General features: G+C 68.6%; 24 protein-coding genes. 13 read left to right on the top strand and 11 right to left on the bottom strand.

Annotation, left to right across the window (positions count from 1 at the left end):
* Positions 1–4 precede the first annotated feature (4 nt).
* Together ACH41F_RS40735 and ACH41F_RS40730 are read right to left on the bottom strand one after the other, a co-directional pair.
* The gene (locus ACH41F_RS40735) at positions 5–1,057 is read right to left on the bottom strand and encodes an LLM class flavin-dependent oxidoreductase (RefSeq protein ID WP_398839779.1); all 1,053 of its coding nucleotides are present in this window, start codon (positions 1,055–1,057) and stop codon (positions 5–7) included.
* Positions 1,058–1,144: 87 nt separating this feature from the next.
* Positions 1,145–1,489 carry a DoxX family protein gene (locus tag ACH41F_RS40730; RefSeq protein ID WP_398839778.1) on the bottom strand — a complete coding sequence of 115 codons (345 nt, stop codon included), beginning with the start codon at positions 1,487–1,489 and terminating at the stop codon, positions 1,145–1,147.
* 235 nt (positions 1,490–1,724) lie between these two features.
* On the opposite strand from ACH41F_RS40730, the gene ACH41F_RS40725 reads away from it, so the two are divergent.
* Complete coding sequence (locus ACH41F_RS40725; RefSeq protein ID WP_398839777.1) at positions 1,725–2,420, top strand: TetR/AcrR family transcriptional regulator; 696 nt, start codon at positions 1,725–1,727, stop codon at positions 2,418–2,420.
* A 262-nt stretch (positions 2,421–2,682) separates the two neighbouring features.
* Here the strand turns inward: ACH41F_RS40725 and ACH41F_RS40720 are convergent, their stop codons facing one another.
* Complete coding sequence (locus tag ACH41F_RS40720; RefSeq protein ID WP_398839776.1) at positions 2,683–3,447, bottom strand: SDR family NAD(P)-dependent oxidoreductase; 765 nt, start codon at positions 3,445–3,447, stop codon at positions 2,683–2,685.
* A gap of 116 nt (positions 3,448–3,563) precedes the next feature.
* Here ACH41F_RS40720 and ACH41F_RS40715 point away from each other — a divergent pair, with 116 nt between their 5' ends.
* The gene (locus ACH41F_RS40715; protein ID WP_398839775.1) at positions 3,564–4,232 is read left to right on the top strand and encodes a TetR/AcrR family transcriptional regulator C-terminal domain-containing protein; all 669 of its coding nucleotides are present in this window, start codon (positions 3,564–3,566) and stop codon (positions 4,230–4,232) included.
* A 239-nt stretch (positions 4,233–4,471) separates the two neighbouring features.
* Positions 4,472–5,368, top strand: coding sequence for a TIGR03619 family F420-dependent LLM class oxidoreductase (locus tag ACH41F_RS40710; RefSeq protein ID WP_398839774.1), 897 nt, complete (start codon positions 4,472–4,474; stop codon positions 5,366–5,368).
* A gap of 131 nt (positions 5,369–5,499) precedes the next feature.
* Here ACH41F_RS40710 and ACH41F_RS40705 read toward each other — a convergent pair whose 3' ends face one another.
* The 3 genes from ACH41F_RS40705 to ACH41F_RS40695 all read right to left on the bottom strand — a co-directional run bounded on the left by ACH41F_RS40705 (position 5,500) and on the right by ACH41F_RS40695 (position 7,731).
* Entirely contained in the window at positions 5,500–5,934 is a 435-nt protein-coding gene (locus ACH41F_RS40705; protein ID WP_398839773.1) for a nuclear transport factor 2 family protein, read from the bottom strand.
* Positions 5,931–6,818, bottom strand: coding sequence for a hypothetical protein (locus tag ACH41F_RS40700; protein ID WP_398839772.1), 888 nt, complete (start codon positions 6,816–6,818; stop codon positions 5,931–5,933). The genes ACH41F_RS40705 and ACH41F_RS40700 overlap by 4 nt, the downstream gene beginning before the upstream one ends.
* Before the next feature lie 235 nt (positions 6,819–7,053).
* On the bottom strand, positions 7,054–7,731 hold the full coding sequence (locus tag ACH41F_RS40695; protein WP_398839771.1) for an SDR family NAD(P)-dependent oxidoreductase: 678 nt from the start codon (positions 7,729–7,731) through the stop codon (positions 7,054–7,056).
* Positions 7,732–8,045: 314 nt separating this feature from the next.
* Between ACH41F_RS40695 and ACH41F_RS40690 the strand changes: the two genes are divergently transcribed.
* The 5 genes from ACH41F_RS40690 to ACH41F_RS40670 all read left to right on the top strand — a co-directional run bounded on the left by ACH41F_RS40690 (position 8,046) and on the right by ACH41F_RS40670 (position 13,854).
* Positions 8,046–8,924 carry a helix-turn-helix transcriptional regulator gene (locus ACH41F_RS40690; RefSeq protein ID WP_398839770.1) on the top strand — a complete coding sequence of 293 codons (879 nt, stop codon included), beginning with the start codon at positions 8,046–8,048 and terminating at the stop codon, positions 8,922–8,924.
* Between the two features lie 361 nt (positions 8,925–9,285).
* Entirely contained in the window at positions 9,286–10,539 is a 1,254-nt protein-coding gene (locus ACH41F_RS40685; protein ID WP_398839769.1) for an MFS transporter, read from the top strand.
* A 95-nt stretch (positions 10,540–10,634) separates the two neighbouring features.
* Positions 10,635–11,495: an aldo/keto reductase gene (locus ACH41F_RS40680; protein WP_398839768.1), complete on the top strand. Its 861-nt coding sequence runs from the start codon at positions 10,635–10,637 to the stop codon at positions 11,493–11,495.
* A 261-nt stretch (positions 11,496–11,756) separates the two neighbouring features.
* Positions 11,757–12,638, top strand: a complete 882-nt coding sequence (locus tag ACH41F_RS40675; RefSeq protein WP_398839767.1) for a hypothetical protein — start codon at positions 11,757–11,759, stop codon at positions 12,636–12,638.
* 130 nt (positions 12,639–12,768) lie between these two features.
* Positions 12,769–13,854, top strand: coding sequence for an aldo/keto reductase (locus tag ACH41F_RS40670; RefSeq protein ID WP_398839766.1), 1,086 nt, complete (start codon positions 12,769–12,771; stop codon positions 13,852–13,854).
* 247 nt (positions 13,855–14,101) lie between these two features.
* Here ACH41F_RS40670 and ACH41F_RS40665 read toward each other — a convergent pair whose 3' ends face one another.
* The gene (locus tag ACH41F_RS40665; protein ID WP_398839765.1) at positions 14,102–14,512 is read right to left on the bottom strand and encodes a cupin domain-containing protein; all 411 of its coding nucleotides are present in this window, start codon (positions 14,510–14,512) and stop codon (positions 14,102–14,104) included.
* 39 nt (positions 14,513–14,551) lie between these two features.
* Complete coding sequence (locus tag ACH41F_RS40660; protein WP_398839764.1) at positions 14,552–14,875, bottom strand: carboxymuconolactone decarboxylase family protein; 324 nt, start codon at positions 14,873–14,875, stop codon at positions 14,552–14,554.
* 210 nt (positions 14,876–15,085) lie between these two features.
* On the opposite strand from ACH41F_RS40660, the gene ACH41F_RS40655 reads away from it, so the two are divergent.
* Positions 15,086–15,979, top strand: a complete 894-nt coding sequence (locus tag ACH41F_RS40655; RefSeq protein WP_398839763.1) for a helix-turn-helix transcriptional regulator — start codon at positions 15,086–15,088, stop codon at positions 15,977–15,979.
* Between the two features lie 166 nt (positions 15,980–16,145).
* Positions 16,146–16,283 carry a hypothetical protein gene (locus ACH41F_RS40650; protein WP_398839762.1) on the top strand — a complete coding sequence of 46 codons (138 nt, stop codon included), beginning with the start codon at positions 16,146–16,148 and terminating at the stop codon, positions 16,281–16,283.
* Here ACH41F_RS40650 and ACH41F_RS40645 read toward each other — a convergent pair.
* The 3 genes from ACH41F_RS40645 to ACH41F_RS40635 all read right to left on the bottom strand — a co-directional run bounded on the left by ACH41F_RS40645 (position 16,245) and on the right by ACH41F_RS40635 (position 19,941).
* Complete coding sequence (locus ACH41F_RS40645; protein ID WP_398839761.1) at positions 16,245–17,501, bottom strand: ferric reductase; 1,257 nt, start codon at positions 17,499–17,501, stop codon at positions 16,245–16,247. The genes ACH41F_RS40650 and ACH41F_RS40645 overlap by 39 nt on opposite strands.
* Before the next feature lie 14 nt (positions 17,502–17,515).
* A complete protein-coding gene (locus ACH41F_RS40640; RefSeq protein ID WP_398839760.1) occupies positions 17,516–18,178 on the bottom strand; it encodes a flavodoxin in 663 nt (220 codons plus the stop codon).
* Positions 18,179–18,945: 767 nt separating this feature from the next.
* On the bottom strand, positions 18,946–19,941 hold the full coding sequence (locus ACH41F_RS40635) for an alpha/beta hydrolase (protein ID WP_398839759.1): 996 nt from the start codon (positions 19,939–19,941) through the stop codon (positions 18,946–18,948).
* 177 nt (positions 19,942–20,118) lie between these two features.
* Here ACH41F_RS40635 and ACH41F_RS40630 point away from each other — a divergent pair, with 177 nt between their 5' ends.
* From ACH41F_RS40630 to ACH41F_RS40620, 3 genes are all read left to right on the top strand, one after another.
* Positions 20,119–21,000: a helix-turn-helix transcriptional regulator gene (locus tag ACH41F_RS40630; protein WP_398839758.1), complete on the top strand. Its 882-nt coding sequence runs from the start codon at positions 20,119–20,121 to the stop codon at positions 20,998–21,000.
* Positions 21,001–21,173: 173 nt separating this feature from the next.
* Entirely contained in the window at positions 21,174–21,284 is a 111-nt protein-coding gene (locus ACH41F_RS40625; protein WP_398839757.1) for a family 1 glycosylhydrolase, read from the top strand.
* 517 nt (positions 21,285–21,801) lie between these two features.
* Positions 21,802–24,951 (top strand): discoidin domain-containing protein, encoded by a 3,150-nt coding sequence (locus ACH41F_RS40620; RefSeq protein WP_398839756.1) that lies wholly within the window; start codon positions 21,802–21,804, stop codon positions 24,949–24,951.
* The last annotated feature ends 38 nt before the right edge of the window (positions 24,952–24,989 follow it).

The following is a 24,989-nucleotide window of genomic DNA, read 5'->3' as shown; positions in this document are numbered from 1 at the left end:
GATTTCAGACCGTCGGCAGGCCGAGTTCCTTGCGGATGGCGGGGGCTACCTCGGTGGCGAGGAGTTCGATGGACTCGTGGACCATCGAGGTGGGCATGCCGCCGAAGTCGACCTGGCCGAGGAACCGGTCCAGGCCGAACAGTTCGTGCTCGGTGAGGATCTTGTCGATGACCTCCTGCGGGCTGCCTGCCACCAGCGCGCCGTACGGGCTCGATACGGCGTCGAAGTCGGCGCGGGAGACATGCCAGCCGCGTCCGGTGGGCGGCTTGGGGCGCAGGTACTCGCGGTAATACGGGAAGAGGTCGTCTCGTGCGCCCTGGGAGGTGGAGCCGACGTAGAAGTGGGTGGAGACACCGAGCTTGAGTTGCTCGACGGGGTGTCCTGCCTCGGCGCCGACGGCCCGGTAGTGCTCGACGGCCGCCCGGGCGCGGCGGATGTCCCCGCCGATGAGGCCGAGGACCATGGGCAGGCCGAGCTGCCCGGCGCGTTCCACGCTGGCGGGGGTGCCGCCCACGCCGAGCCACAGCGGCAGTTGTGGCCCGCAGCGAAGGGGTGGGACGGGCAGGCCGTCCAGGGCTGGGCGGAAGCGCCCGCGCCAGGTGACGTGGTCGGGGTTCTTCCGGATGGCGAGGAGCAGGCGCAGCTTCTCGGTGAAGACCTCGTCGTAGTCGTCCAGGTCGATGCCGAAGAGACGGAACGCTTCGGTGAAGGCGCTGCGCCCGGCGATGATTTCGGCTCGGCCGTCGCTGAGCAGGTCGAGGGAGGCGAAGTCCTGGTGCAGCCGTACCGGGTCCGCGGTGGACAGCACGGACACCGCGCTGGTCAGGCGAATGCGGTCGGTGGCCTGCGCGATCGCGGCCAGCGGGACGGCGGGGTTGGCGACGGCGAAGTCCGGGCTGTGGTGCTCGCCGAGACCGAAGACGTCGAGGCCCGCCTGGTCGGCGGCGACCGCGTAGGAGACGATCTCACGGGTTCGGCGCCCGGCGTCGTGCAGGGTTCCCGTGGCGGGGTCGGTCTGCAGGTCGGACAGGGAAAGAATGCCGATCTCCACGGTCATCTCCTGGGCACGTACGGGCAGTTGGGCTGGGAGCAGGCGACCCGTACTGCCGGAGTGCCGGGTCGCCGTGACGACGGAGGGGTGGGGTCAGAAGGCGTGGGGGCCGAACCGGCCCCACATCACGAGGGCCGCGAGGATGAGCAGCAGCGCGTTGATCGCGATGGGCATGGACTCCTTGCGGCGGGCGTGGTAGCCCATGGCCAGGACCATGAGCACTGCGAGGCCGGTGGCGGCCAGCGGTGTGAGCACGGTCGCGATGTCGAGGGCCGCCGGGAGGACCAGAGCGAGGGCGGCGGCCGTCTCGGCGGCACCGATCAGGCGCACGAGCGGCAGGGAGAGATCCGGGCTCTGGGGCTTGGTGATCTTGACGAGGCCGGAGGCCGCGAAGGCTGCGGCCAGGACGCCCTGCACGATCCAAAGGAACACGTTCATTCTGAGCGGGAACTTTCTTCAGGTGGCGCCGCGGCGCTGGTATGGCGCGGCGTGATCGGGGACCGACGAGCGAGCGGGTGCGACCGCACCGAAATCCTTCGGTGGCCTGTTCCAGCGACCGCCCAAGAAGTGGAGTCATCTATCCGTTTCTCGATATGGATAGCGCTCTCCGGTTCTGTGTGGCTAGCGTAGCAGGAAAAATGGATAGGTCAATCCGATTGCTAGACTGGCTGGTATGAACCCTGGCGCCCAGCACTCCGAAGGCCCCGCCGCTCAGCCTCTGCGCAGTGACGCCGAGCGCAACCGGGAGCGGATCATCGCCGCCGCCCGCACGGTGTTCGCGCGCGACGGCCTGACCGCCTCCATGGCCTCCGTGGCCCGCGAGGCGGGTGTGGGGATCGCCACCATGTTCCGCCGCTTCCCGACGAAGGAGGAACTGGTCGACGCCGTCTTCTCCGACCGTATGGGTGCCTACGCCGACGCGGTCACCGCCGCGCTGGACGACCCCGACCCCTGGAACGGGTTCGTCGGCTACATCGAGGCCGCCTGTGCGATGCAGGCCGCCGACAGCGGCTTCGCCGACATCCTGACCATGACCTTCCCCACGGCAAAGGTTCTGGAGCAACGCCGCAACGAGGCGTACGAGGCCATGCTGCGCCTCATCGACCGGGCCAAGGCCACCGGCCGTCTGCGTGAGGACTTCGACCCGTCGGACCTGGTGCTGATCCACATGGCCAATGCCGGTGTCGTCAACGCCACCGGCGATGCCGCCCCGGACGCCTGGCGGCGCGTTGTCGCCCTGTTCATCCAGTCCCTTGAGGCCCCGGCGCGCGGTGCTTTGCCCGCCTCGCCCGGGCATGAACCCCTTTACAAGGCCATGCTCCGCGCCGGCCAGGGCACCGCCCCGCCGCAGCCGGGTAAGAGCAGCTGACCGAGGGACCGGATCACCGTGCATGTCGGGTAAGGGGCCCAGCGCACGACTTGGGGAGGGTGGCTGGTCGAGGGCATGCGGTTCCGCGTCCGCGCCGGCATTCGTGCAGTTCGGGGTCGTTCTGACCGTGTGTGGGTCGGGGCTCGGGCCGGTGGGACCCCGAGCCCCCGCCCAGCCGCCTGTGCGCCCACTGGGTCACCAGCGCGGCGCTCGTGGAGGTCGGCCGCCGAAGTCCGACCAGGAGGACTCCTCAGTCCTCGTCCTAGCCGAGGAGGCTGCCGCCGGTGACGTCGAGGGACGCGCCGGTGATCCACTCTGCTTCGTCGGTGGTGAGGAAGCAGACCACGCCGGCGACATCCTTGGGCTCGGCGAGGCGCTTGTACGCCGAGACCTGGGACAGCTGCTCCCGCAGTTCGGGGATCTTGAAGGCCTCATGTCCGTTGTCCACCACGCCGGGGAGCACATTGTTGACCGTGATCCTTCGGGGAGCGAGGTGCCGCGCGAAGTGCTTCGTGAGCTGTTCGAGTGCGCCCTTGGACATCGAGTAGACGGTCTGCGAAGGGCTGGCGATCCCGGTCAGACCGGAGGAGATGTTGATGATGCGTCCCCCGTCGGGAATCAGTCCGAGAGCGCGCTGGACGATGAAGAAGGGCGCCCTGACGTTGACCGCGAACGTCTTGTCGAACTCGTCGGCGGACACTTCCTCGGGAGCGGTTCCGTTCGACGCCTCGGCGGCGTTGTTCACCAGGATGTCCAGGGTCGTCTGACCGGTGTGCTGCTTGAGGCCGGCCTCCAGGCCGTGGAACAACTGGTCGATGTCGCCGGGCACGCCCAGTTCCGCCCCGACCGTGAAGGCCCGGCCGCCGTCCTTCTCGATCAGCTCGACGGTCTCCCGGGCGGCCTGCTCGTTGTGCGCGTAGTGCACGGCGACGAGGGCTCCCTCCCGTGCCAGACCGACGGCCGTGGTCCGGCCGATACCCCGGCTGGAACCGGTGACGAGAGCGGTCTTGCCGCTGAGTTTCCCCATGATGATGTCCCTTCGAAATCCCGCACCTGAGCCGCCGCCAGCGGGCGGACAGCTTCGCGGGCCGGGTTGAATGTCTTGGTCAGTGTCCAAGATGGTGTGGTGAGTATCATTGGGCAATGTCCAAGACGTCAAGCTCGGTAGAGCAGCCCCGCCCGGTGGTGTCCCGGGCCCATGTCGGCCTGAGTGAAGAGCGGATCGTGGCTGCCGCGATGGAAGTGCTGGAGAGTGACGGCCTCGATGGGCTGTCCCTGCGGGCCGTCGCCGGTCGGCTGGGGGTGCGGGTCAACGCGGTGGCCTGGCACGTGAAGGACAAGGCCGGTCTGATCGGCGCGGCGACCGACGCGATGATGGCCGACTGCCTGCCCGCCCGGCTGCCTCGACATCCGGAGGAGAGGGTTCGCAAGCTCCTGAAGTCGTTCCGGGCGACACTGTGTTCCCGTCGTGACGGCGCCCGCCTGATGCAGGAAGGCTTCTCGTTGGCGCGCCCTCACCAGCTGGCCTTCGCCGAGGCGTTCAACGCCGCCCTGCGTGCCACCGGACGCAGCTCCAAGGAGGTGGCCTGGACGGCCTGGACCCTGATCTACTTCGTGATCAGCCTGGTCAACGAGGAGCAGGCATCGCCCGACCGCACCCCCGGCGTGGAGGCTGCGGCGGCCGACCCGGCGGCCTTTCCGTGCCTCGCGGAGACGATCGAGCACCTCACCGGGGAGAGCTTCGACGACCGCTTTGCCTATGGCGTCGACCTGATCCTCACGGGGCGCTCCGCCGCGCACGGAGCCGGTTGAAGCGTAGGGCGGATGGCTGTGGTCGGGCCGCTCGAGGCGACCCGTCGAGCCGTCTTGTGCGTCCACTTAGCAGCGACGAACTGCTCCCCGAAGAGCCCGACTTGGCCGCGGAGGTGGGGTGGTGGGGTCTCCCTGCACCCTTGACGTCTTGGACGCTGTCCAACAATATGGGCAATGCCCTTGAACATTGCCCAAGGGGTCGATCTCTCCTTGCCCGCCGGTTACCGAAAGGCCTTCCCGTGTCCCCGCTGCACCTTGGTGTCTCCCTCCAGCAGCGCTGGTCCCCCGACGACGCATCCGCTGCGCTCCGCGCCGCACGCCACGCCGAGGACCTCGGCTTCGATCACGCGGCGGCCGGCCAGCGCCTCCTGGAGAGCGGTTACTCCGTCGACGGCTACCTGTCTGATCCGCTCGTCCTGCTCTCGGCCCTCGCGGGCGCGACGACACGCCTGAGGCTGCTGACATCGGTGCTCGTCGCGCCGTACTTCCCGGCGGTGCTGCTCGCCAACCAGGCAGCCACCCTGGACTTCGTGTCCGGCGGCCGTTTCACCCTGTGCGTCGCCGTCGGCTGGAAAGCGGATGACTTCGACGCCATCGGTGTGCCCTTCCGTGAACGCGGTGCCCGCACTGATGACTCCCTCGCAGCCATCAAGGCTCTGTGGACGCAACGGCCCGCCGACTTCGACGGGCCGTTCACGACCCTGCGCGACGCGCACCTCGGTATGCCTCCGGGAACCCCTGGCGGCCCGCCTGTGTGGGTCGGCGGCCACAGCGACGCTGCTCTGCGTCGTGCCTTGCGATTCGGTGACGGCTGGTACGCCTCCAGCCTCACCGCCGACGAACTCACCGGCATGCGAAGCCGATTGAGGGAAGTGGCCGCCGACCCCGGGGATGCCGACCGTTTGACGATCGCCTCGGTTCAATTCCTCAGCCCTCCTGGCCTTCCGGGCGAGGTGCCGTCGGAGCGACGGCCGCTCGGCGGACGGAAGCCGAGCGCCGCGAGCGTCGTCGACGATCTCGGGCGTCTCGCCGAGGCAGGGCTCACCGTCTGCACCCTCTGGCTTCCCAGCATGGAGGGGCAGGTGGAGAAGGCCATGGACTGGATCGCGGCCGAGGTCATGCCGCAGCTCACCTGACGACAAACCGGGGGCAGCGGGGTGATCGGGCCCTGTTCATGAAGGTGTCGCCGCTCCGGATGCCCGACCGCACCGTGGCACCACGACCTCGGGGAGCGCCTGCCGTTGGGTGATCCCCGAGGTGCGGATTGTCAGTCGTGGACCGGGGTCAGGATCTGACGGGCTATGCGGTGGACGATCTTCCAGCGGCCGTTGTCGAGCCGGTAGTGGTCGGCCAGTTCGAAGACGTGTCCGCCGGTTGCCACCGTGTAGGGAGCCGGCCCTGCTTCGGTGGGGGTGAGTCCGCCGTATCCGAGCACGGTGACGGTTCCCTGGGCGGTGGTCTCACCGATGGTGTGAAAGTGCGTCGCGCCCATGATGTGGCGGATGGTCTGCTCCGGACCGGGGCGGGCGTTGAGCGCGTCCAGGATCTCGGCGTGGCCGCGCAGCCTCCGTCCCTGAACCTCGTACAGGGCGTCGGGGGCGAAGAATGCGAGCACCGCGTCGTGTTCGCGGCGGTCGTAGTAGTGGTAGAAGGCGGTGTTGAGCCGGGACAGGGACCAGGCGGTCGTGTCCTCGAGGCTCATGCCGCTGTCCCCTTCGGGGCGATGGTGTCAGGGCTGGTGCGGGTCTTGAGGACGAAGTCGAACTCCATGGTCCGGTAGGGGCCCTGGAAGCCGGCTGCGGCGATGGCCTCGGGGTCCTCGTGCAGGACGGTGTCGGCCTGCAGGGAAAGAGGGGCCTTCTGTCCGCCGACGAAGTCGACGGGGATGACGGGGTCTCCCTTGAAGTAGATCTCGCCCGCCCAGGGAGTGATCAGGTCGGGGTGGTGGACCTCGTAGTGGATGTGGGCCGGGCGGTACAGGCTGCGCCCAAGGGCCGCGCAGGCCTCGGCGACTCCCTCGACCGCCGCGAGATGGGGTTCGGCATAGGCCGACGGGGTGATGGTGGTGAAGGCGTAGCGGCCGTCGGCGTCGGTGAACTGGTGCCCGCGCAGGTTGTACTTGGGCACCCCGTCGTCGTAGAGCCCGGAGTAGTTGCCGTTGTCGGCGGCGTGGAAGATCTCCAGCCTGGCGCCCTCGATCGGCCGGCCGTGGCCGTCCAGGACGCGACCGGAGACGGACAGCGGTGTGCCGGGCTCGTCCGGCCGCATCGGCAGGGTGCCGGGGTTGCCGATGTGCGGGGTGCCGGAGAGGACCGTGAAGGCGTCGACGCCCGCGGCGGGGGTGTAGCCGTCCCGGCCGTCCATGAAGACCTCGCTGTACAGCGGGCCGAAGACCATCGCCAGGGGGGCGCCGGTGCTCTGCTGGGCCCTTTGCAGGAGACCGGCGGCCACGCTGAAGTCCTCGAAGGTCAGTCCCTCCTCGTCGCGCATGCGGGCCAGGAAGTCCTTGAACGCCTCGATGAGACGTACGGCGTGGGGGTTGATCAGCGCGGGGTCGACGTAGGACGGGTCAGTCGTGGTGGTCATGTCGGTGCACTCCTCGAAACAGTGGGGGGATGGGTTGACGGCTGGCATCAGCAGGCGTGGGCGTCAGGGATGAAGTGCTTGCCGGGCTCGGCAGCCCTCATGACGATCGAGGCTCCGAGCGCCGAGGTCGGCACTGCCCATCGGAGCGATGTCCTTCGCCTCGATCGCGCCGCGGCCCGGAACTCCGCGGCGCGATCGAGGTTCGGCGAGGATGATCACGACAGGGGGCCGGACGTCAGCGGCTGAAGACGAGTTCGGCCTGGTCGCGCTTGGTGGTGTGGAGGTCCCAGTAGACGGGGGAGATCTCCTCGGGCTGGGCTGTCGGGAAGTCGGGGATGACCGACATGCCGATCGACACGTCGATGCCGACGTGGGCGGCCTGGACGCCGGTGCCGTGCAGCTCCTTGTGCAGGTTGACCGCCCAGTTGCGCAGGGCCGCAGCGGCGGCGTTGACGTTGCCGACCTGCGGTACGGGGTCGATGGAGCCGGCGCCCGTTGTGTAGAGCAGGGTGCCCGCGCCGGCCTCACGCATCGCGGGCAGCACTGCCTTGGTGGCGGCGATGGCCCCGTACAGCTGGAACTCGATCTCGTGCTGCACATGGGACGGTTCGGTGTCGGTCGGAGCGGTCAGCGCGGTGGAGCCGAACGTCCCCACCGGGGAGTACTCCAGCACGTCGATGCCGCCGAAGTGGGTGGCGGCGTCCTTGAGCGCCTGGGTGAGCGCGTCGCGGTCGAGCACGTCCGCGGGGAACGCGGCGGCGGTGATGCCCTCAGCAGTCAGTGTTCCGACGAGGCCGTCGAGCTTCTCCCGGTTGCGGGAGATCAGGGCGACGTCGAAACCCTGCGAGCCGAAGGTACGGGCGATGGCCAGACCCAGCTGGGGGCCGGCTCCGACGATGGCGATGCTGGTCACGGCAGAGTCCTTTCGGGAAGACATGGCACGGGAAGATCCTCCATCTGGATAGGTTTATCCACTTCGAGATTCGGATAGGCCTTTCCGTTTTGATGTCACTACCGTATCACGGAATCGGATAGGATGCTCCGCTTGTCGGGTCGCGCCGGACCGGCGTCTACCGAGTGGCTGACGCCGAGGGCCGCCCGAAGGCTGGGTGAGGTGCGGCCCCGGCCGGGAACCGCGCTGTCTCCGGCCCTGTTGTGCGCGTCCGTGCTGTGAGGGGTACTGACAGGGACCCCCACTGATCGCTCCGTTTTCCTACGCTGGGATCCATGGACAACCGGGCCGAAGTCAGCGCATTCCTCAAGTCTCGGCGCGACAGGATCACACCCGAGCAGGCGGGCATGCCGGTGTACGGGCAGCGGCGTGTGCCCGGGCTGCGCCGTGGTGAGGTCGCGATGCTGGCCGGGATGAGCGTCGAGTACTACACGCGCTTGGAGCGCGGCAATCTCAGCGGGGTCTCCGACAGCGTCCTGGACGCCCTCGCCCAGGCCCTGCGCCTGGACGACACCGAGCGGGATCACCTCTACGCCCTGGCCCGGGCGGCCAATACCAGCCCGGCCCGGGTCCGGCGCCGCCCGAAGAAGGTCACCGTGCGGCCGAGTGTGCTGCGCATCGTCGAGGGCCTGCACGACCAGCCGGCGTACGTGCGCAACAACCGGATGGACATCCTGGCGGCCAATCCGCTCGCCCGAGCTCTGCACAGCGAGGTGTTCGAGGTGGAGCCGGTCAACACCTGCCGGTTCGTCTTCCTCGACCCGCGGGCCCCCCGCATGTATCCCGACTGGGAACGCGTGGCCCGCCAAGGCGTGGGCGTGCTGCGCGTCGAGGTCGCCAAGGACCCCTACGACCGTGAACTGTCGAACTTGATCGGTGAGTTGTCCACCCGCAGTGACGCCTTCCGCACGATGTGGGGCGCACACGACGTGCACGTCTTCACCGAGGGAACCAAGCGGTTCCACCACCCGGCGGTGGGCGAGATGGAGCTGGTCCACGAGACGCTGGAGCTGCCCGGCGACGAGGGGCTGTCACTCACCGTCTACAGCGCCGATCCCGATACCCCGGCTGCGGACGCCCTGAAACTGCTCGCCAGCTGGGCGGCGAGCCAGGACCGGGACGCGGTCGCCTCGCGGGCCGAAACCGAACGCTGACACCGAGCCCGGCGCCTCCGTTCAGACCTCCCCGCCCCAGCGCCGCCCCTGTGCCGGTCGGCCTGCTGCGTTTCACGCCCGTCGCACCTGGCGTCATGTCAGTTCCGGCGATCCGGACCGTCCTCTTTTGTGCCGCGGCCGTTTACCCCGATTCGCCCTGTGCACGCTCACGTTCTCGGCATGAGCGGGTCCCTGCTGTTACCCCTCACAAGCGTGCCTGGATGCCGAGCTCGGCTGCTGGTTGCGTGGAGTGCGGCGGGCCTGAAGCGCTCCGCCCGCACAGCCTTGGTCGCGCATGCCGCTTTGCCGGAACGCCTTCGGGCGACCGGGGCCCGCGCCGGCTCTCTTGAAAGGATCGTCAGTGAGTTCCCCCTCGTCCACGAAGCCGGACACCTCGGCCGCCGCACCGCTCACGGATGACGGCAGCAGGGCAGTGCCTGCCGGGAAGGTCAAGCTGCCGCCGGTGGTGTGGTTGCTGGGTGCCATCGCCTTCATCATGGGCACCAGCGAGTTCGTCGTCTCCGGCCTGCTGCCGGAGATTTCGGGCGCGCTCGGTGTCAGCGTCTCCAGTGCCGGGACGCTGATCACCGCCTTCGCCGTGGGCATGATGATCGGCGCGCCGGTGATGTCCGTCGCGACCCAGCGCCTGCCGCGCCGCTCGGCCCTGGTAGCCGCGCTGCTGGTCTTCGCCGCGGGCCACGTCGTCAGCGCGCTCAGCTCCAGCCTGGGGCTCGCGCTCGTCGGCCGGGGCGCTGCCGCTCTGGGCAACGGCACCTTCTGGGCCGTGGGCGCGGTGGTGGCGACGGCCGCCGCGGGACCGGCGGTCAGTACCCGCGCCATGGGTGTGATGGTCGGCGGCATCACCCTCGCCAACATCGTCGGCGTCCCGCTCGGTACGGCAGCCGGCCAACTGGGTGGTTGGCAGGTCCCCTTCTGGACGCTCGCCGCGCTCGCGGTGGCCGCCGCCGCCGTGGTGGCCCGCCACGTGCCCGCCGACACCAAACGTGCCGACAGTTCCCTGCGCGCGGAGACGGCAGCGCTGGGGCATCCGCGCCTGTGGCTGGTCTACCTGGCCATCGCGCTCATCCAAGCCGGCATCATGGCCGCCTACAGCTACGTCGCCCCCCTGCTGACCGAGCGGGCCGGGCTCGCGACGGCCGTGGTGCCGCTGGCGATGCTCGGCTTCGGCATCGGCGCTCTGGGCGGCACCTCCTTCGGCGGGCGCGTCGGCGACCGCCGGCCCTACACCACGCTGATCCCGGCCACTGCGGTCACGGCCGCGCTCCTGGGCGCCATCGCCCTGTGGGCGACCAACAGCGTCCTGGCCGTGGTCCTGGTCGTGCTGCTCGGCGCATCCGGCTTCGCCAACAACCCCATCGTGGTCGGCGAGGTGGTCCGCATCGCCGGAGCCGGCCGCTCCCTGCCCATGGCCCTGGCCACGTCCGCGTTCCAGGTCGGCATCGCCACGGGCTCCTGGCTCGGCGGCGTCGCCCTGACCACCAGCCTGGGCCTCAAGGGCCCGTCGCTGACCGGCTTCGCCTTCGCCCTGGCAGCCCTGCTGCCATTGGGCCTCCTGGCCGCCTCCCGTCGCACGACGGGAGCAGCGCGGGGCTGACACCGAACCGGGGAGCGCCGGCTTCCCCGGTGCCACATCCCCGGTTCCGGTCCCACACCCCCATCTCTGAAACCCATACACGAGAAAGGCTTCCCATGACCAGCAAGGTCCCCCAGGTTTCCCTCGACAACGGCGTGCAGATGCCGATCCTCGGTTTCGGCGTCTTCCAGATCCCCGAAGCCCAGACCCAGCAGGCGGTCGAGGCCGCGCTCGAAGCCGGCTACCGCCTGCTCGACACCGCCGCGGCGTACGAGAACGAGCGAGCCGTGGGCCGGGCGATCGCCGCCAGCGGCATCCCCCGCGACGAGCTGTTCATCACCACCAAGCTGTGGGTCCAGGACTACGGCCTGGAGAGCGCCAAGCGCGCCTTCGACCGTTCGCTCGACCGCCTCGGTCTCGACCACCTCGACCTCTACCTGATGCACCAGCCCTTCGGCGACTACTACGGCGCCTGGCGGGCCATGGAGGAACTCAACCGGGCCGGGCGCACCCGGGCGATCGGCGTCAGCAACTTCTACCCCGACCGGCTCGCCGACCTCATCGCCCACAACGAGATCGTCCCCGCGGTCAACCAGATCGAGACGCACGTGTTCTTCCAGCGCGCGGTCGACCAGAAGCTGATGCGTGAGTACGGCGTCCAGCACGAGTCCTGGGGACCGCTCGCCGAAGGCGGTCAGGGCTTCTTCGACAACCCCGTGCTCGTCGACATCGCCCGCGTCCATGACAAGTCCGTCGCCCAGATCGCCCTTCGCTGGTTGGTCCAGCGCGAGGTCGTCGTGATCCCGAAGTCGGTGCGGCCCGAACGTATGGCAGAAAACCTCGACGTCTTCGACTTCCAGCTCGCCGCCGATGAGATGGCGCGCATCGCAGGCCTGGACACCGGCCGCAGCCAGATCTTCGACCACCACGACCCCGAAAAGGTCGCGTGGCTCGGCGGGGTGCGGTTCGACACCTGATGCCGCGCTGCGGCTCCCACCTGTAGTCACCTGACCCGCAGTCAGCGCCCCGGCCGCCAGGTGGTCGGCCGGGGGCGCTGCCCGGCCCGGGGACGTGCGGCACTGCTCCGTCGTCCTCCAGCCGCTTTCACACGGAGTAACACCGTGCGCCTTCGCTTCCCTCAGGCCGCAGCAATCCCCGCTCTGGCGGCCGTTCTCGTCTCTACCCCGTCCGCGTCCGCGACCACTGGAGGAGACGGCGCTCAGCCGGTCGTCACTGGTGTGAAGACCGCGGCCGCGTTCGACTTCTCCTCCGGTGACTCACCCGAGAACGTCACCGTCAACCCGGACGGTTCCCTGACCGTGTCCCTGCTGGGTGTGACCGCGAACAAGCCGCCGAAGCTCGTGCGCATCACCTCGTCCGGGCAGCGCACCACGCTTGTCGGCGGGTACCTGGGCGATCAGATCACCGGCAATACCCGCGGCAGTGACGGCACCGTTTACTACAACGTGGACTCCGACGCCCCCTCCCGGGCCGGAGTATGGGAACTTCCCCCGCGCGGCCGCCCCCAGCGCCTGGCCGCCCTGCCCGCCGACGGCCTGCCCAACGGCCTGGCCATCGATCGGGCGGGCCGTACCCTCTACGCCGCCGACAGCATCAATGGCACGGTATGGGCCGTGCCCGTCTCCGGCGGATCGGCGAGGCTCTGGCTGACCGACCCGGAGCTCACACCCGCCCCGGGGGCATCCCTGAAGCTGGGCGTGAACGGCGTCCGCTTCCACAAGGACGCCGTATGGCTGAGCAACTACAGCAAGGGCACCCTGCTGAGGATCCCGGTCACGGCCCACGGCGCCCCCGGCCGCAGCCACACCGTCGCCGACAAGCTCCCCGACGTCGACGACTTCTCCTTCCTGAACAACCACTCCGACATGGTCTTCGCCGCGCAGAACGACCCGGCCGACCGGGTCGCCGTCGTGCACCCGAACGGGACCCACTGGACCGTCCTCACCATCGACGACGGCCTCGCCTCACCCACCACCACCTCCGTACGCGGCGATCAGCTGTACATCGCCAACGCCGGACTCAACGCCCCCCACGACGCGAAACTGCAGCGCGGAACCATCAACCTCGACGCCCTCAGCGCGCACCCCCGGTACCACTGAGCGACCTGCGGCGGCCCCAAGACCTGCGAAGCCGACTGTCGGCGCGGAGGCGATGACGTCCAGGGGGCGTCCCAAGTCCGCCGCAGCTCTCCCACACCGCGGCGTGACCGTACAACTGACAAGGAGCACCATGGAGTACCGCAAGCTCGGCAACACCGGAACCGCCGTCTCCCGCATCGCGTTCGGCACGATGTACTTCGGCGTCCAGACCCCTGAAGACGAGGCGTTCGCGCTCCTGGACGCGTTCGTGGACGCTGGCGGCAACCTGGTCGACACCTCCAACGTCTACGGCGGCGGAAGCAGCGAAGAGATCATCGGCCGCTGGTTCACCAGCCGCCCCACGGACGTCACCGACCGCGTCGTACTGGCCACCAAGGGCCGCTACGGCACCGGCACCGACGTCAACAGCCTCGGCTCCACACGCCGGCAGCTGCGCCGCTCGCTCGACGCCTCCCTACGCCGCCTCGGACGCGACCACGTCGACCTGTACCAGATCCACGCCTGGGACCCCCTGACGCCGATCGAGGAGACGCTGTCCTTCCTCGACGACGCCGTCCACTCCGGGAAGATCAACTACCTGGGGCTGTCCAACTTCACCGGCTGGCAGCTCCAGCTCACCCTCTCCACCGCGCAACAGATGGGCACCCACGTGCCCGTGACGCTCCAGCAGCAGTACAGCCTGCTCTCCCGCGAGAGCGAATACGAAGTCGTCCCCGCCGCGCTGCACAACAACGTCTCCCTGCTGCCCTGGTCACCGCTCGCCGGGGGCTTCCTCACCGGCAAGTACCAGCGCGGCAGCACCCCCGCCCCTGACACCCGCGCCGGCTCCGAGGACGAGCTCTACCAGTGGGTCTCCGCCGAGTACGCCGCCTCCGACCGCAACTGGCACACCATCGATGCGGTCGTCCGCATCGCCCGCGAGACCGGCAACACGCCCAGCCAGGTCGCCCTGGCCTGGGCAGCCGACCAGTCCTCCGTCGCCGCTCCCATCGTCGGCGCCCGCACCCTCACCCACCTCACCGAAAACCTCGGCGCGGCTGAGCTCCACCTCGACGCCGACACCACCGCCGCCCTCAACACCGTCAGCTCACCGCAGCACGGCGGCTATCCCTATGGCGGCTTCGGCACCGCGCAGCGCTCCCGCGACTTCCACGGCAGCAAAGCCCAAGCGAACCTCATCGACGGCGGAAGCGACGCACCTCTCGGTCACGCATAGCCGCACCGGGCCGGTGAGCGTACGCACGGCTCGGGCTGTCGCCGCTGTTCTGGACGCACGTCGATCCGTACAGCCGGTTCGAGCTGGATATGAACAGCCGCCTCGATGTGGACCTGCCCCTCCGGGCGACGGTGCCCGGCCCGCCCACCCCGCGAGGGGAGACCGCGGCCGCCCCGGCATGATGCCCGGGCTTCGCCTGTGGCCTCCCGCGCGGTTGGCGCGGGAGGGGGGCGGGTGGGCCGGTCGGTCAGTGGCTGCTGCTGAGCGCGGCTTCGTACTGCGCGTCGGTGACGGGCTCCAGCCAGGTGGTGCCGTCGCCGCTGTCGTCACCGACCACGAGGGCGATGTGCGCCATGAGGTTGCTGTCGGTCGCGCCGTGCCAATGTTCCTCGCCGGCCGGGCACTTGAGGATCTGCCCGGCGCTGATGCGCACGACGCTGCCGTCACGGGTGCCGACCAGGCCGACGCCATCGGTGACATAGAGGACCTGGCCGTTGGCGTGGGAGTGCCAGTTGGTGCGGGCGCCGGGAGTGAAGCGCACCAGGCCGGCCGCGAGGCGGGCGGGCTCGGTGGGGGCCTCGATCATGTTGAGGTAGACGTCGCCGGTGAAGCGCTCGGCCGGGGCCTTCATGGTGGGGGTGGAGGTGATGTGTTCCATGGCGGTGTTCCTTGGTCGTGGGGGGCTGGGGGGGGGCGGTCAGGTGGCGTTACGGTCGTCGGCGATCTTCTTGAGCTGGTTGATCGCGGTCATGGCGTTGGGCCAGCCCGCGTAGAAGGCGAGGTGGGTGATGGCCTCGGACAGCTCCTCGACGCTCAGGCCGTTGTCCAGGGCGACGCCCAGGTGGTAGCCGAGCTGCTCGGAGCGGTAGAGGGCGGCCAGCACGCTCACGGTGACCAGGCTGCGGTCGCGCGGGGACAGCCCGGGGCGCTCCCAGACGTCGGCGAAGAGCACCTCGTTGGTGACCTCGACGAGCTTCGGCGCGATGACGGCGAGCTCCTGGGGTGCGGACTGCTTCGGCATGCGATGACTCCTTGATCAAAACGGTGCGGGCCGGTCAAGACCACTGTGGGGCGGAGACGGTTCTTCGGCAGCCGCCACTGCCCGTGACCCGAAGGTCTCAACCGCTGCGATATCGAGGAAACCGCAGATCACAGAGGTGAGGGAGGGCCTGGGCTTACAGGTACTGAGAGGACCCCCCACCCGTGCGCCGACCGCCTTACCCTGAAATGCGTGAGTACCGAGAGCGACATCCGCGAATTCCTGGCCTCACGTCGGGCCAAGATCACCCCGCAGCAGGCCGGCCTGCCCGCCTACGGCGGAAACCGGCGGGTGCCGGGTCTGCGCCGCGAGGAAGTCGCCCTGCTCGCCGGCGTCAGCATCGACTACTACGTCCGCCTGGAACGCGGCCACATCGCCGGGGCTTCCGAGGAGGTTCTCGACGCCGTCGCAGGCGCCCTCCAGCTCGACGACGCCGAACGCGCCCACCTCTACGACCTGGCCCGCGCCGCCGCCAAGCGCCCCGCCCGCCGCAAGCGCGCCCGCGGCCCCCTCCCGGACAGCGTCCTGCGCGTCCTGGACTCCATGACCGACTCACCGGCCTTCATCCGAAACGGCCGCCTGGACATCCTGGCCGCCAACCCCCTCGGCCGGGCTTTGTACGCGCCCCTGTACGCCGACGGCGCCCCGCAACCGGTCAACATCGCCCGCTTCCAGTTCCTCGACCCGCGCGGCCGAGACTTCTTCCCCGAGTGGGACCAGTCCCTGAACACCACCGTCTCCCTGCTGCGCACCGAGGCCGGACGCGCGCCGCACGACAGTGACCTCACCCAGCTGGTCGGTGAGCTCGTCACCCGCAGCGAGGAGTTCCGCACCGCCTGGGCCAAGCACAACGTGCGCCTGCACCACACCGGCCGCAAATCCTTCCGCCACCCCGCCGTCGGCGCCCTCACCCTGGACTTCAACGCCATGGAACTGCCCGCGCAGCCCGGCCTGACCCTCACCGCCTACACCGCCGAACCCGGCAGCCCCGAGCACGACGCCCTGCAACTCCTCGCCACCTGGGCCGCCACCGAGAACACCTCGCCCACCAGCAGCCCCGGCACCGCCGAACGACAGCACCGGTGAGCGCCGCGTGATGGCCACAGAGCATGACTGGCCGCTCTCATACACGACCCTTTGTCGAGCCCTACGGCGACCAGAGCACCCAGGCCGTCCAACGCGCCGCGCAGGACCTGCGGGAGACCTGCGCCGCTCGCCCGCCGCTCAGACCGACAACGCCACACTGAAACCCATGGCTGACGGTACCTACACCGCCGTCATCCACCCCGCCCTGCCGTCGCACGACGTGAAAGATGCCGAGCCGCTGCTGGATGCCTTTGGCGGACGCGGGCTACATCGTGAGTCGTTCATGATGAATTCTGCTTCGTGACACCCCGATCCGGCGCAGTGTCCGTTGGGTGGCCAGCACGGCCGGGTTGGGTCCCACCACGAAGAAGTCCCCGCGTCTGACCTCGCCCTCCGGGAGAAGTGCCCTGAGCTGATCTCGGTGGAACCGGCCCACTTGGATCGTGATCGTGAGCCGGCCCCCGCTGCGGCGTTCGTATGCGTCGAGCAGAGTGCCGTAGTAGGCGTCGTCGGCGTGACGTACCGACCACAGCAGGTGGATCCGACGGTCCGTGAGGTATTGCGCGGCCAGGCTCAGCAGCGGTGCGATGCCCGCACCCATCCCCACGAGTACGAGCGGTGCGTCATCGGTGCGCCTGTTCACTACGGAGTCGAACCGGCCGAACGGGCCCTCCAGACGCACACGCGTGTCCGGAACGACTGTGCCGATCCTGCGGGTGTAGTCCCCGGTCTGCCGGATGGTGAAGGTCAGGACGTCACGGCGTTCGTCGGTGGCGGAGAAGGGGTGCCACTCCCGGCCGAGACGTGCGTCTTCGAAGCTGAGGAAGTAGAAGTCGCCGGGGCGGGAAGTGGCCGCCGTGCGGTCGAGGGCGATGGCGATCTTGCGGGTGGAACCGTTGAGCGCGACGTTCTCCTGTACGGCCCCGGCGAGGAAGGAGTCCGGTGCCACCCACTTCTTCCACACGTAGATCCCGAGCACGACCACCGTATAGAAGTCGAAGAGGGCCATGAAGACGAAGTGCTGGTTGACGCGTCCGATCAGATGGACGTGAAGCCAAATCATGAGGACGACGACCAGGTTGAGCCGGTGGATCCACACCGAGAACCGGCGCCGGAAGACTGTCTCCAGCCGGCTTTTCACCTTGAGCGCGAGACGCGACCTGTCGGTCAGCCAGCCGCTCATGAACACGACGGAGTAGCACAGCACGGCCAGTGCCGCGTAGAAGCCCCAGTCTCCGAGGAATCTTGACAGGTCGTCAGGGGCGAAGGTGTTCTCCTTGTGTAGATACGCCGGTACGAGGGCGAAGACCCCGAGCATGCCGTGCAGGGCATAGACCGAAGGCAACCCGACACCGCGTCCCAGCCAGGTCGGCCGTACGCTCAGCAGGATGGCCAGCAGCCACCAGCTGTAGGCGATGAGTCCCCAGGTGAGGTACAGCCGCATGGACGGGACATCGGTGCTCTGCAGATTCAGCGCGAGCACGAGCGGCAGCGGGAAGATGAGCACAAGGCTCCACATCATCAGCTTTCCGCCCATCACAAGCCCAGCCCTTCCAGCCAGGCGTTGACGTCACGGCGTGCTGCCCCCGGGTTGTCGTAGACGTCGGTGCCGCGTGCGGAGAATCCGTCCAGGACGCGGGCCTCGGGGTAGTACTGATCCAGGACGTCCAGCGAGTTGCCGAACCCGGATCCCTCGTGAGTGACGAAGGGAATGATCGTGCCGCGGTTCAGGTCGCGGTCCCGCATGAACGTCTGGACGACCATGGGCTGTTCGCCCCACCACACCGGGTGCCCGAGGAAGATGGTGGAGTACGGATCCGTATCAGGCACCGCACCCTTGATGGCGGGATAGATGTTCCGGCTTTCTTCTCGCTGCGCCTGGTCCACCGTCTGGTCGTAGTCAACCGGATACGGGCGGGACGGGACGATCTCGAAGATATCCCCGCCGACCCTGGCGTGGATGAAGCGGGCTATTCGGGCCGTGTTCCCGACCGTGAGCTCAAGGTTGGGGTAGTTCCGTCCGGTCTTGGAGTAATAGGCGACCAGCGTTTTGTTTCCGCGTTTTATCGGGCGCGGCGACCGATTGACGGGAATCGCCAGTGAATCGGAGGCGGAGGAATTCTGCGCGTTCACGGCCAGAAGGCCCCCGAAGGAGGCTGCGCCGGCGGTGATGAGTCCGAGCAATTTGCGACGTTCCATGACGTGGACCTCAGGGCTCCATCTGTTCAGGCGTATGAGTGGCGGGAGGCGAAGTCGGCTTCGCAAGGGGACAGAGGGCGGAGGGGACGGCCGGTCCGGGCACGAGCGAGGTGGACGTGTCGGGGACACCGTCGCGGCGCCTGGCGGGGGCGGCCCGCTACGCATGCTCGGGAGGCGCCCTTGCTGTGCGCCACGGCGACCAGCGCCGATTGGAGACGCTGCGAGCCCGTCGCGGTGCACTCGCCCCCGCGGGCGGTCGACGACGCCTGCATCTTTTAAGGCGCTGATCACGACGGAACCGCGGGCCCGCGTGAAGACGACACTCGGCTCAGTCCTCACGCTCTCGTGCTGTTCCACCCCTGCTACTCGGACGCGGCCCTCGCTCAGCCCCGCACGGGCGGACTTCCGTGACGAGGATGTCGTTCGCCTCTTCCCGTTCGTGTGGCACCACATCAACACGCATCGGCGCTCCCGAACCGGTCCGGCAGTCCACGTCCGCTGCCGGGCAAGGACGCGGCCGACGACGCGTCGTAGTCCCGGCCGGGGGAGGTGTCCCGCGGCACAGGACGTCGGCCCGCTCGCGGACCATGTCAGCGAGCGGGCCGACGCTGGAACGGAGGCTCGGTCTCCGTGTGCCGGTGTCGTCCCGCTCGCCGGCCGGCCGCCGTTCGACGGCCTCTCGCACCGCGGTGACGCACCAAGAATCGGCTCAGGGCGTGTGCGGGCTCGAAGTCGCGGCGGCCATCACCGACTCGCCCCGGCCCCGGTCAGGCGAGGTTCTTGGTGAAGAACTCGTCGAGCTTGTCGAACGGAATGCGGTCCTTGCGGTCGTACAGATCGACGTGGTCCGCGTCCGGAACGATCACGAGTTCGACGTTGTCGGGTGCCAACGCCTGGACGTCCTCGGAGTAGTAGCGCGAGTGCGCATCGGCACCGGCCACCAGGAGGGCGGGTCGGGGAGCGAGCATGTCGAGGTTCGACACCGTCGGGAACGCGAAGAACGCCATGGGCGTGGTCGCGGTCCACACGGTGTTGGAGTTGATCGATCGCGGGTGGTAGCCGCGCTCGGTCCGGTAGTAGTCGAAGAAGCTCGACGTGATCGGGTCCGCGCCCTCGGGGAGGGTTTCGGGAAGCACGCGGTCGGCCGGGGCCGGGTTGCCGTCCGCGTCGAAGGGCACTTCGTGGGAGCCCCGCGCGAAGGTGCCGTTCTCGGCGTCGATCCAGCGCTGCCGGCTGAGGTAGTCCACGACCTTCTGACGCTGTTCGGGCGTGTAGCTGTCCTTGTAGCCGCGGGACATGCTGCGCGACATGTCGTACATCGAGGACGTGGCGACCGCCTTGATACGGCTGTCGGCGGCTGTGGCCGTAAGAGCCATGCCGCTCAGACCGCAGATGGCCTGCAGCCCGATCCGCTCACGGTCGACGATGTCCTGCAACCCGAGGAAGTCGACGGCGGCGCTGAAGTCCTCGGTGTAGATGTCGGGCGAGGCGACGTCGCGGACGTCACCGCCGCTTTCTCCCGTGAAGGAGGGGTCGAATGCGAGGGCGACATACCCACGGCGGGCGTATTCGTTGGCATAAAGTCCCGACGACTGTTCCTTGACCGCGCCGAACGGCCCGCTGACGGCCAGGGTGGCGAGCTTGCCCGTGGCGTTCTTCGGCACGTAGAGATCGGCTGCGATCTCGATGCCGTAGCGGTTCTTGAACCGTACGGGGGTACGGTCGACATTCTCGTCCAGCTCGAAGGTGTAGCTGTCAGCCATTGCGCTGCCTTTCTCGGGCCATTGCAGGGTCGGGCAGCTCCCACCCCGCCGGCGTCGGTGAAGTGGAGAGCGCCACGTCACCCATGAGAACCTTATTCCGAGCGGGTAGCGAGTTACTGCTGATGGGTGTACTGGCAGTACATCCCAATCCTCAGGACTCGGTCGTACGGTCGCTGTATGAATAACCATGACGAAGTCCGCGAGTTCCTCACCTCGCGACGAGCGAGGATCACTCCCGAGCAGGCAGGACTGCCCGCCGGCACCCGGCGCCGCGTTACCGGCCTGCGGCGCAGCGAGGTCGCCGCGCTGGCCGATGTCAGTGTCGAGTACTACGCCAAAATGGAGCGTGGCAGTCTCGCCGGTGTCTCACCCGCCGTCCTCGAAGCCGTCGCCCACGCCCTTCAGCTGGACGAAGCCGAACGCGCCCACCTGCTCCATCTGGCCCGAGCCCAAGAGGGCCCCGGCACCCTTCCGCGTCCCCGCACGCGTGGCAGCGGGCAGCGGATGCTGCACGAGAGCCTTCAGTGGACTCTGGGCGCCGTCACCGCCGGGCCCGCCTTCGTCACCAATGGTCGCCTGGACGTGCTCGCCGCCAACCAACTGGCTCGCGCCTTCTACAGCGACCTCTTCGACGGCGGCACCAGGCCGCCGAACATTGCCCACTACCAGTTCCTCGACCCCACAGCCCGCGTCTTCTACCCGGACTGGGACCTTGCCGCTGATATGACCGTCGACGTGCTGCGCACCGAGGCCGGCCGGAACCCCCACGACAAAGGCCTCCACGACCTGGTGGGTGAACTGTCCACCCGCAGCGACGCCTTCCGCACCCGCTGGGGCGCGCACAACGTCACCCGCCACGGCACCGGCACCAAACGCTTCCGCCACCCGGTTGTCGGTGACCTCACCCTCGCCTGGGAATACCTGAGCCTGGCGGCCGAGCCCGGCCACACCCTCACGGTCTACATCGCCGAACCCGGTTCCCCCTCCGAGGAGCGCTTGCGCCTGCTCGCCTCCTGGGCCGCCACCCAGGACACCGGCTCCGTCGCACAGCCGCTCTGAAGCGCCCGACAGTGCCAACTCCAGTGCTACGCGGCGGCTCACACCCGGTGTTCATCACCGAGAACGGCACGGTCGACGCCGACGGTGCCGACCCCTTCAACGATCAGGAGCGCATCCGCTATGTCCGCGGCTTTCTGGAGTGAATCGCACGCACCATTGATGAAGGCGCCGACGTGCGCGGCTACTACCTGTGGTCGCTCCTGGACGACTACGAATGGTCCGCGGGCTTCAGCAGGCGTTTCTGCATCGTCCACATCGACCCCGACACTCGACCGCACGCCTAAGGCCTCGTTCGAGGGGTAGCGCGACGTCATCTCGCGCCGCGAACTGGAGGTCTGAGCTGCCTGCAACGTACTGCTGCAGGGGCCGAGACAAGCCCGATGGGTAACGTTGCTCATTCTCGTGTGCGGATTATTGACACGGGCTCGTCGAGGGCTCAAGATCGCGCCTGCAGGAACTGTTTTGAATCGATTCAGCCAGATTGCTTCCCCGTCGCCGCTCGCCCATGTCCCCCAGGTGACTCGACACCCCGTGCGAGGCGGGTCGACCCGCCTACTCCTCCACAGCACTCCTGGGAAGGTCCCCTCGATGCAGCACGTCTCCCGCCGGTCTGCCCTGCGCTCCGCCATAGCCGTGGCCCTCGCGCCAGCTCTGGGTTCCCTGGCTCTTCCCGGCCTTGCGCCGACGGCGTCCGCCGCGGTCTCATGGACCGCGAAGTGGATCTGGGCGCCTTCCAGCTCCACGAACCAATGGGTGGCCTTCCGTAGATCGTTCACCCTCGCGTCCGCACCGTCCAGGGCCGTGACACAGATCGCGGCCGACTCCAAGTACTGGCTGTGGGTGAACGGCAGGCTCGTGGTGTTCGAGGGCGGGCTCAAACGCGGCCCGAACCGTATGGACACCTACTTCGACGAGATCGACCTCGCCCCCTACCTGTCCAGCGGCAGCAACACGGTCGCGCTGCTGGTCTGGCACTTCGGCAAGCAGGGCTTCTCCCACAACAGCAGCGGCAAGGGCGGACTGCTGTTCCAGTCCGACATCACGACCGGTTCCACCACCACCCACCTGGTCAGCGACACCAGCTGGAAGCACACCGTCCACCCAGGCTACTCGCACAACACCAGCGGTACGCAGGTGAACTTCCGGCTGCCCGAGTCGAACATCTACTACGACGCCCGCAACGCCAACGTCATGTCGGGCTGGCGGTCCCCCGGCTTCAACGACAGGGGCTGGACGGCGCCGGCCGAACTCGGTGCCGCAGGCTCCGCGCCGTGGAACAACCTGGTCGAGCGGCCGGTCCCGCTGTTCCGGTACTCCGGTCTGAAGTCCTACGCCAACGCCGCCTCGCTGCCGTCCACCGGGCAGGGCTCCACCGCGATCTGGGCTGCGCTGCCGTCCAACATCCAGGTGACGCCGTTTTTGAAAGTGGACGCTCCGGCGGGTGCGGTGATCGGCATCCAGACCGATCACTACGACGACGGCGCGGGCCTGACCGGGATCGAGCCGGGGACGCAGTACAACGTGCGCGCCACCTACGTCTGCACCGGCGGGGTGCAAGAGTTCGAGCCCTTGGCCTGGATGAGCGGTACGGCCGTGCGCTACACGATCCCGGCGGGCGTGAGCATCCTGGACCTGAAGTATCGCGAGTCCGGCTACGACACCGACTTCGTCGGCTCCTTCGACAGCGGCGACGCCTTCCTGGACACCTTGTGGACCAAGGCCGCCCGCACCATGTACGTCAACATGCGCGACAACTACATGGACTGCCCCACCCGCGAACGGGCCCAGTGGTGGGGTGATGTGGTCAACCAGCTCAAGGAAGGCTTCTATACCTTCGACACCCGCTCCCACGCCCTCGGCAAGAAGGCCATCGCCCAGCTCGCCGCCTGGCAGAAGGACAGCGGGGCGCTGTACTCACCGGTCCCCACGACCATCTGGACCGCCGAACTGCCCGTGCAGATGCTCGCCTCGGTGTGGTCGTTCTGGACGTACTACCTCTACACGGGTGACGCGAGCGCCGTTACCGTCGCCTACCCGGCGGTGAAGAGGTACCTGAACCTGTGGAGTCTGGACGGCGACGGCCTGGTCAACCACCGCAGAGGCGACTGGGACTGGGAGGACTGGGGCTCCAACATCGACGCCCGCCTCCTGGACAACTCCTGGTACTACCTGGCTTTGGACACCGCCGCCAAGCTCGCAGACCTCAGCGGCAACGCCGGTGACGTGGCAGGCTGGCAGACCCGGCGCGACAGCATCAAGGCCAACTTCGACCGTGTGTTGTGGAACGCGTCCAGGAACGAATACCGCTCACCCGGCTACAACGGCGACACCGACGACCGCGGCAACGCCCTCGCGGTGGTCGCCGGACTGGCCCCCGCATCCCGCTTCCGAGCGGTCACCGAGGTGCTGCGCACCCACCTCAACGCCAGCCCGTACATGGAGTTCTACGTCCTGGAGGCGCTGTACCTGATGGGCGCGGCCACCGTCGCCGAGGAGCGGATGCGCAACCGCTTCGCCGCCCAGGTCGCCGACCCCGCGTGCCATACCCTGTGGGAGCTGTGGACCAAGGCCGACGGCACCGACAACCACGCCTGGAACGGCGGCCCGCTGTACGCGCTGTCCGCCTACGCCGCCGGTGTCCGCCCCACCCAGCCCGGCTGGACGAAGTACGAGGTCATCCCGCAGACGGGCACCCTCACGAAGATCAACACCGTGGTGCCCACCGTCAAGGGTGACATCCGCTTCGACATCGTGCGCGACGACACCCAGGTGACCCTGACGCTCACCTCGCCGAGCGGGACGACGGCCCGCGTCGGCGTGCCCACCTACGGTGGCTCCCAGCCCGTCGTCAAGGCGAACGGCACCACCGTCTTCACCGGCGGCTCCTCCACCGGCAGCGCCGACGGCCTGGCGTACGAGAGCAAGGACTCCTCGTACGTGTACTTCGCCGTCCAGCCGGGCACATGGACGTTCAGCGTCACCGGCGCGGGCCGTCTCGACAACCTCGCCCTGGGCCGGCCGGTCACCAGCAACAACAGCCTGGAGAACAGCAACTGGGGCAGGAACCGGCTCACCGACGGCACGCTCACCAGCGTGAGCGGCGCCAGGGGATACACCAGCAACGAGTTCGCCTCCGCCGACATCAGCGCGAACCCCGTGTGGGTGGAGATCGACCTCGGCGCCGACACCGACCTCGACGCTGTACGCCTCTTCCACCGCACGGACACCCCCGCGGTGGGCGGTGGCACCGCGGGCTTCCCCGCCGACTTCACCCTCAAGACCCGGTCCGACGGTTCCAGCACGTACACCACCGTCCGCACCGTCACCGCCCAGCCGAATCCCAACGGGCTGGTGCAGACGTACGGATTCAGGACAACCACCGCCCGCTATGTGCGCCTCGAAGCGACCAAGCTCGGCACCCCCGCCGCGGACGAGACCACCAAGTACCGCCTGCAACTGGCCGAACTGACCGTCCCCACCGCCGCTACCACCGTCACCAGCAACTACACCCTCGAGAACAGCGACTGGGGCAAGACTCGGATCCTGGACGGCACCACCACCAGCGTCACCGGCGCCAAGGGCTTCACCAGCATCGACTTCGCCTCCGCCGACGTCAGCGACACACCCGTGTGGATCGAGGTCGACCTCGGCGCCGACCGGGCGATCGGCTCCGTAACCCTCGACCCGCGTACCGATACCGCCGCAGCGGGCGGTGGCGCCGCGGGCTTCCCCGTCGACTTCACCCTCCAGACCCGCGCCGAAGGCACCGCCTCCTACACCACCGTCCGCACCGTAACCGGCCAGTCCAACCCCGGCGGAGCCGCCCAGACCTATACGCTCACCTCCGCCACCGGCCGCTACCTGCGTCTGCGCGCCACCAGGCTGGGCAGTCCGGCTACGGACGAGTCCACCCGCTACCGGCTCCAGCTCGCCGAAATCCGGATCAGGTAGCCCGGAACAGGGTGACAGGGCCTTCCAGGTTCTCGGTT

This window comes from Streptomyces sp. NPDC020489 (assembly GCF_044386545.1).
GTDB lineage: Bacteria > Actinomycetota > Actinomycetes > Streptomycetales > Streptomycetaceae > Streptomyces.
Note: the sequence above shows the minus strand (reverse complement) of the source record. Positions and strands in the feature narration are given on the sequence as shown.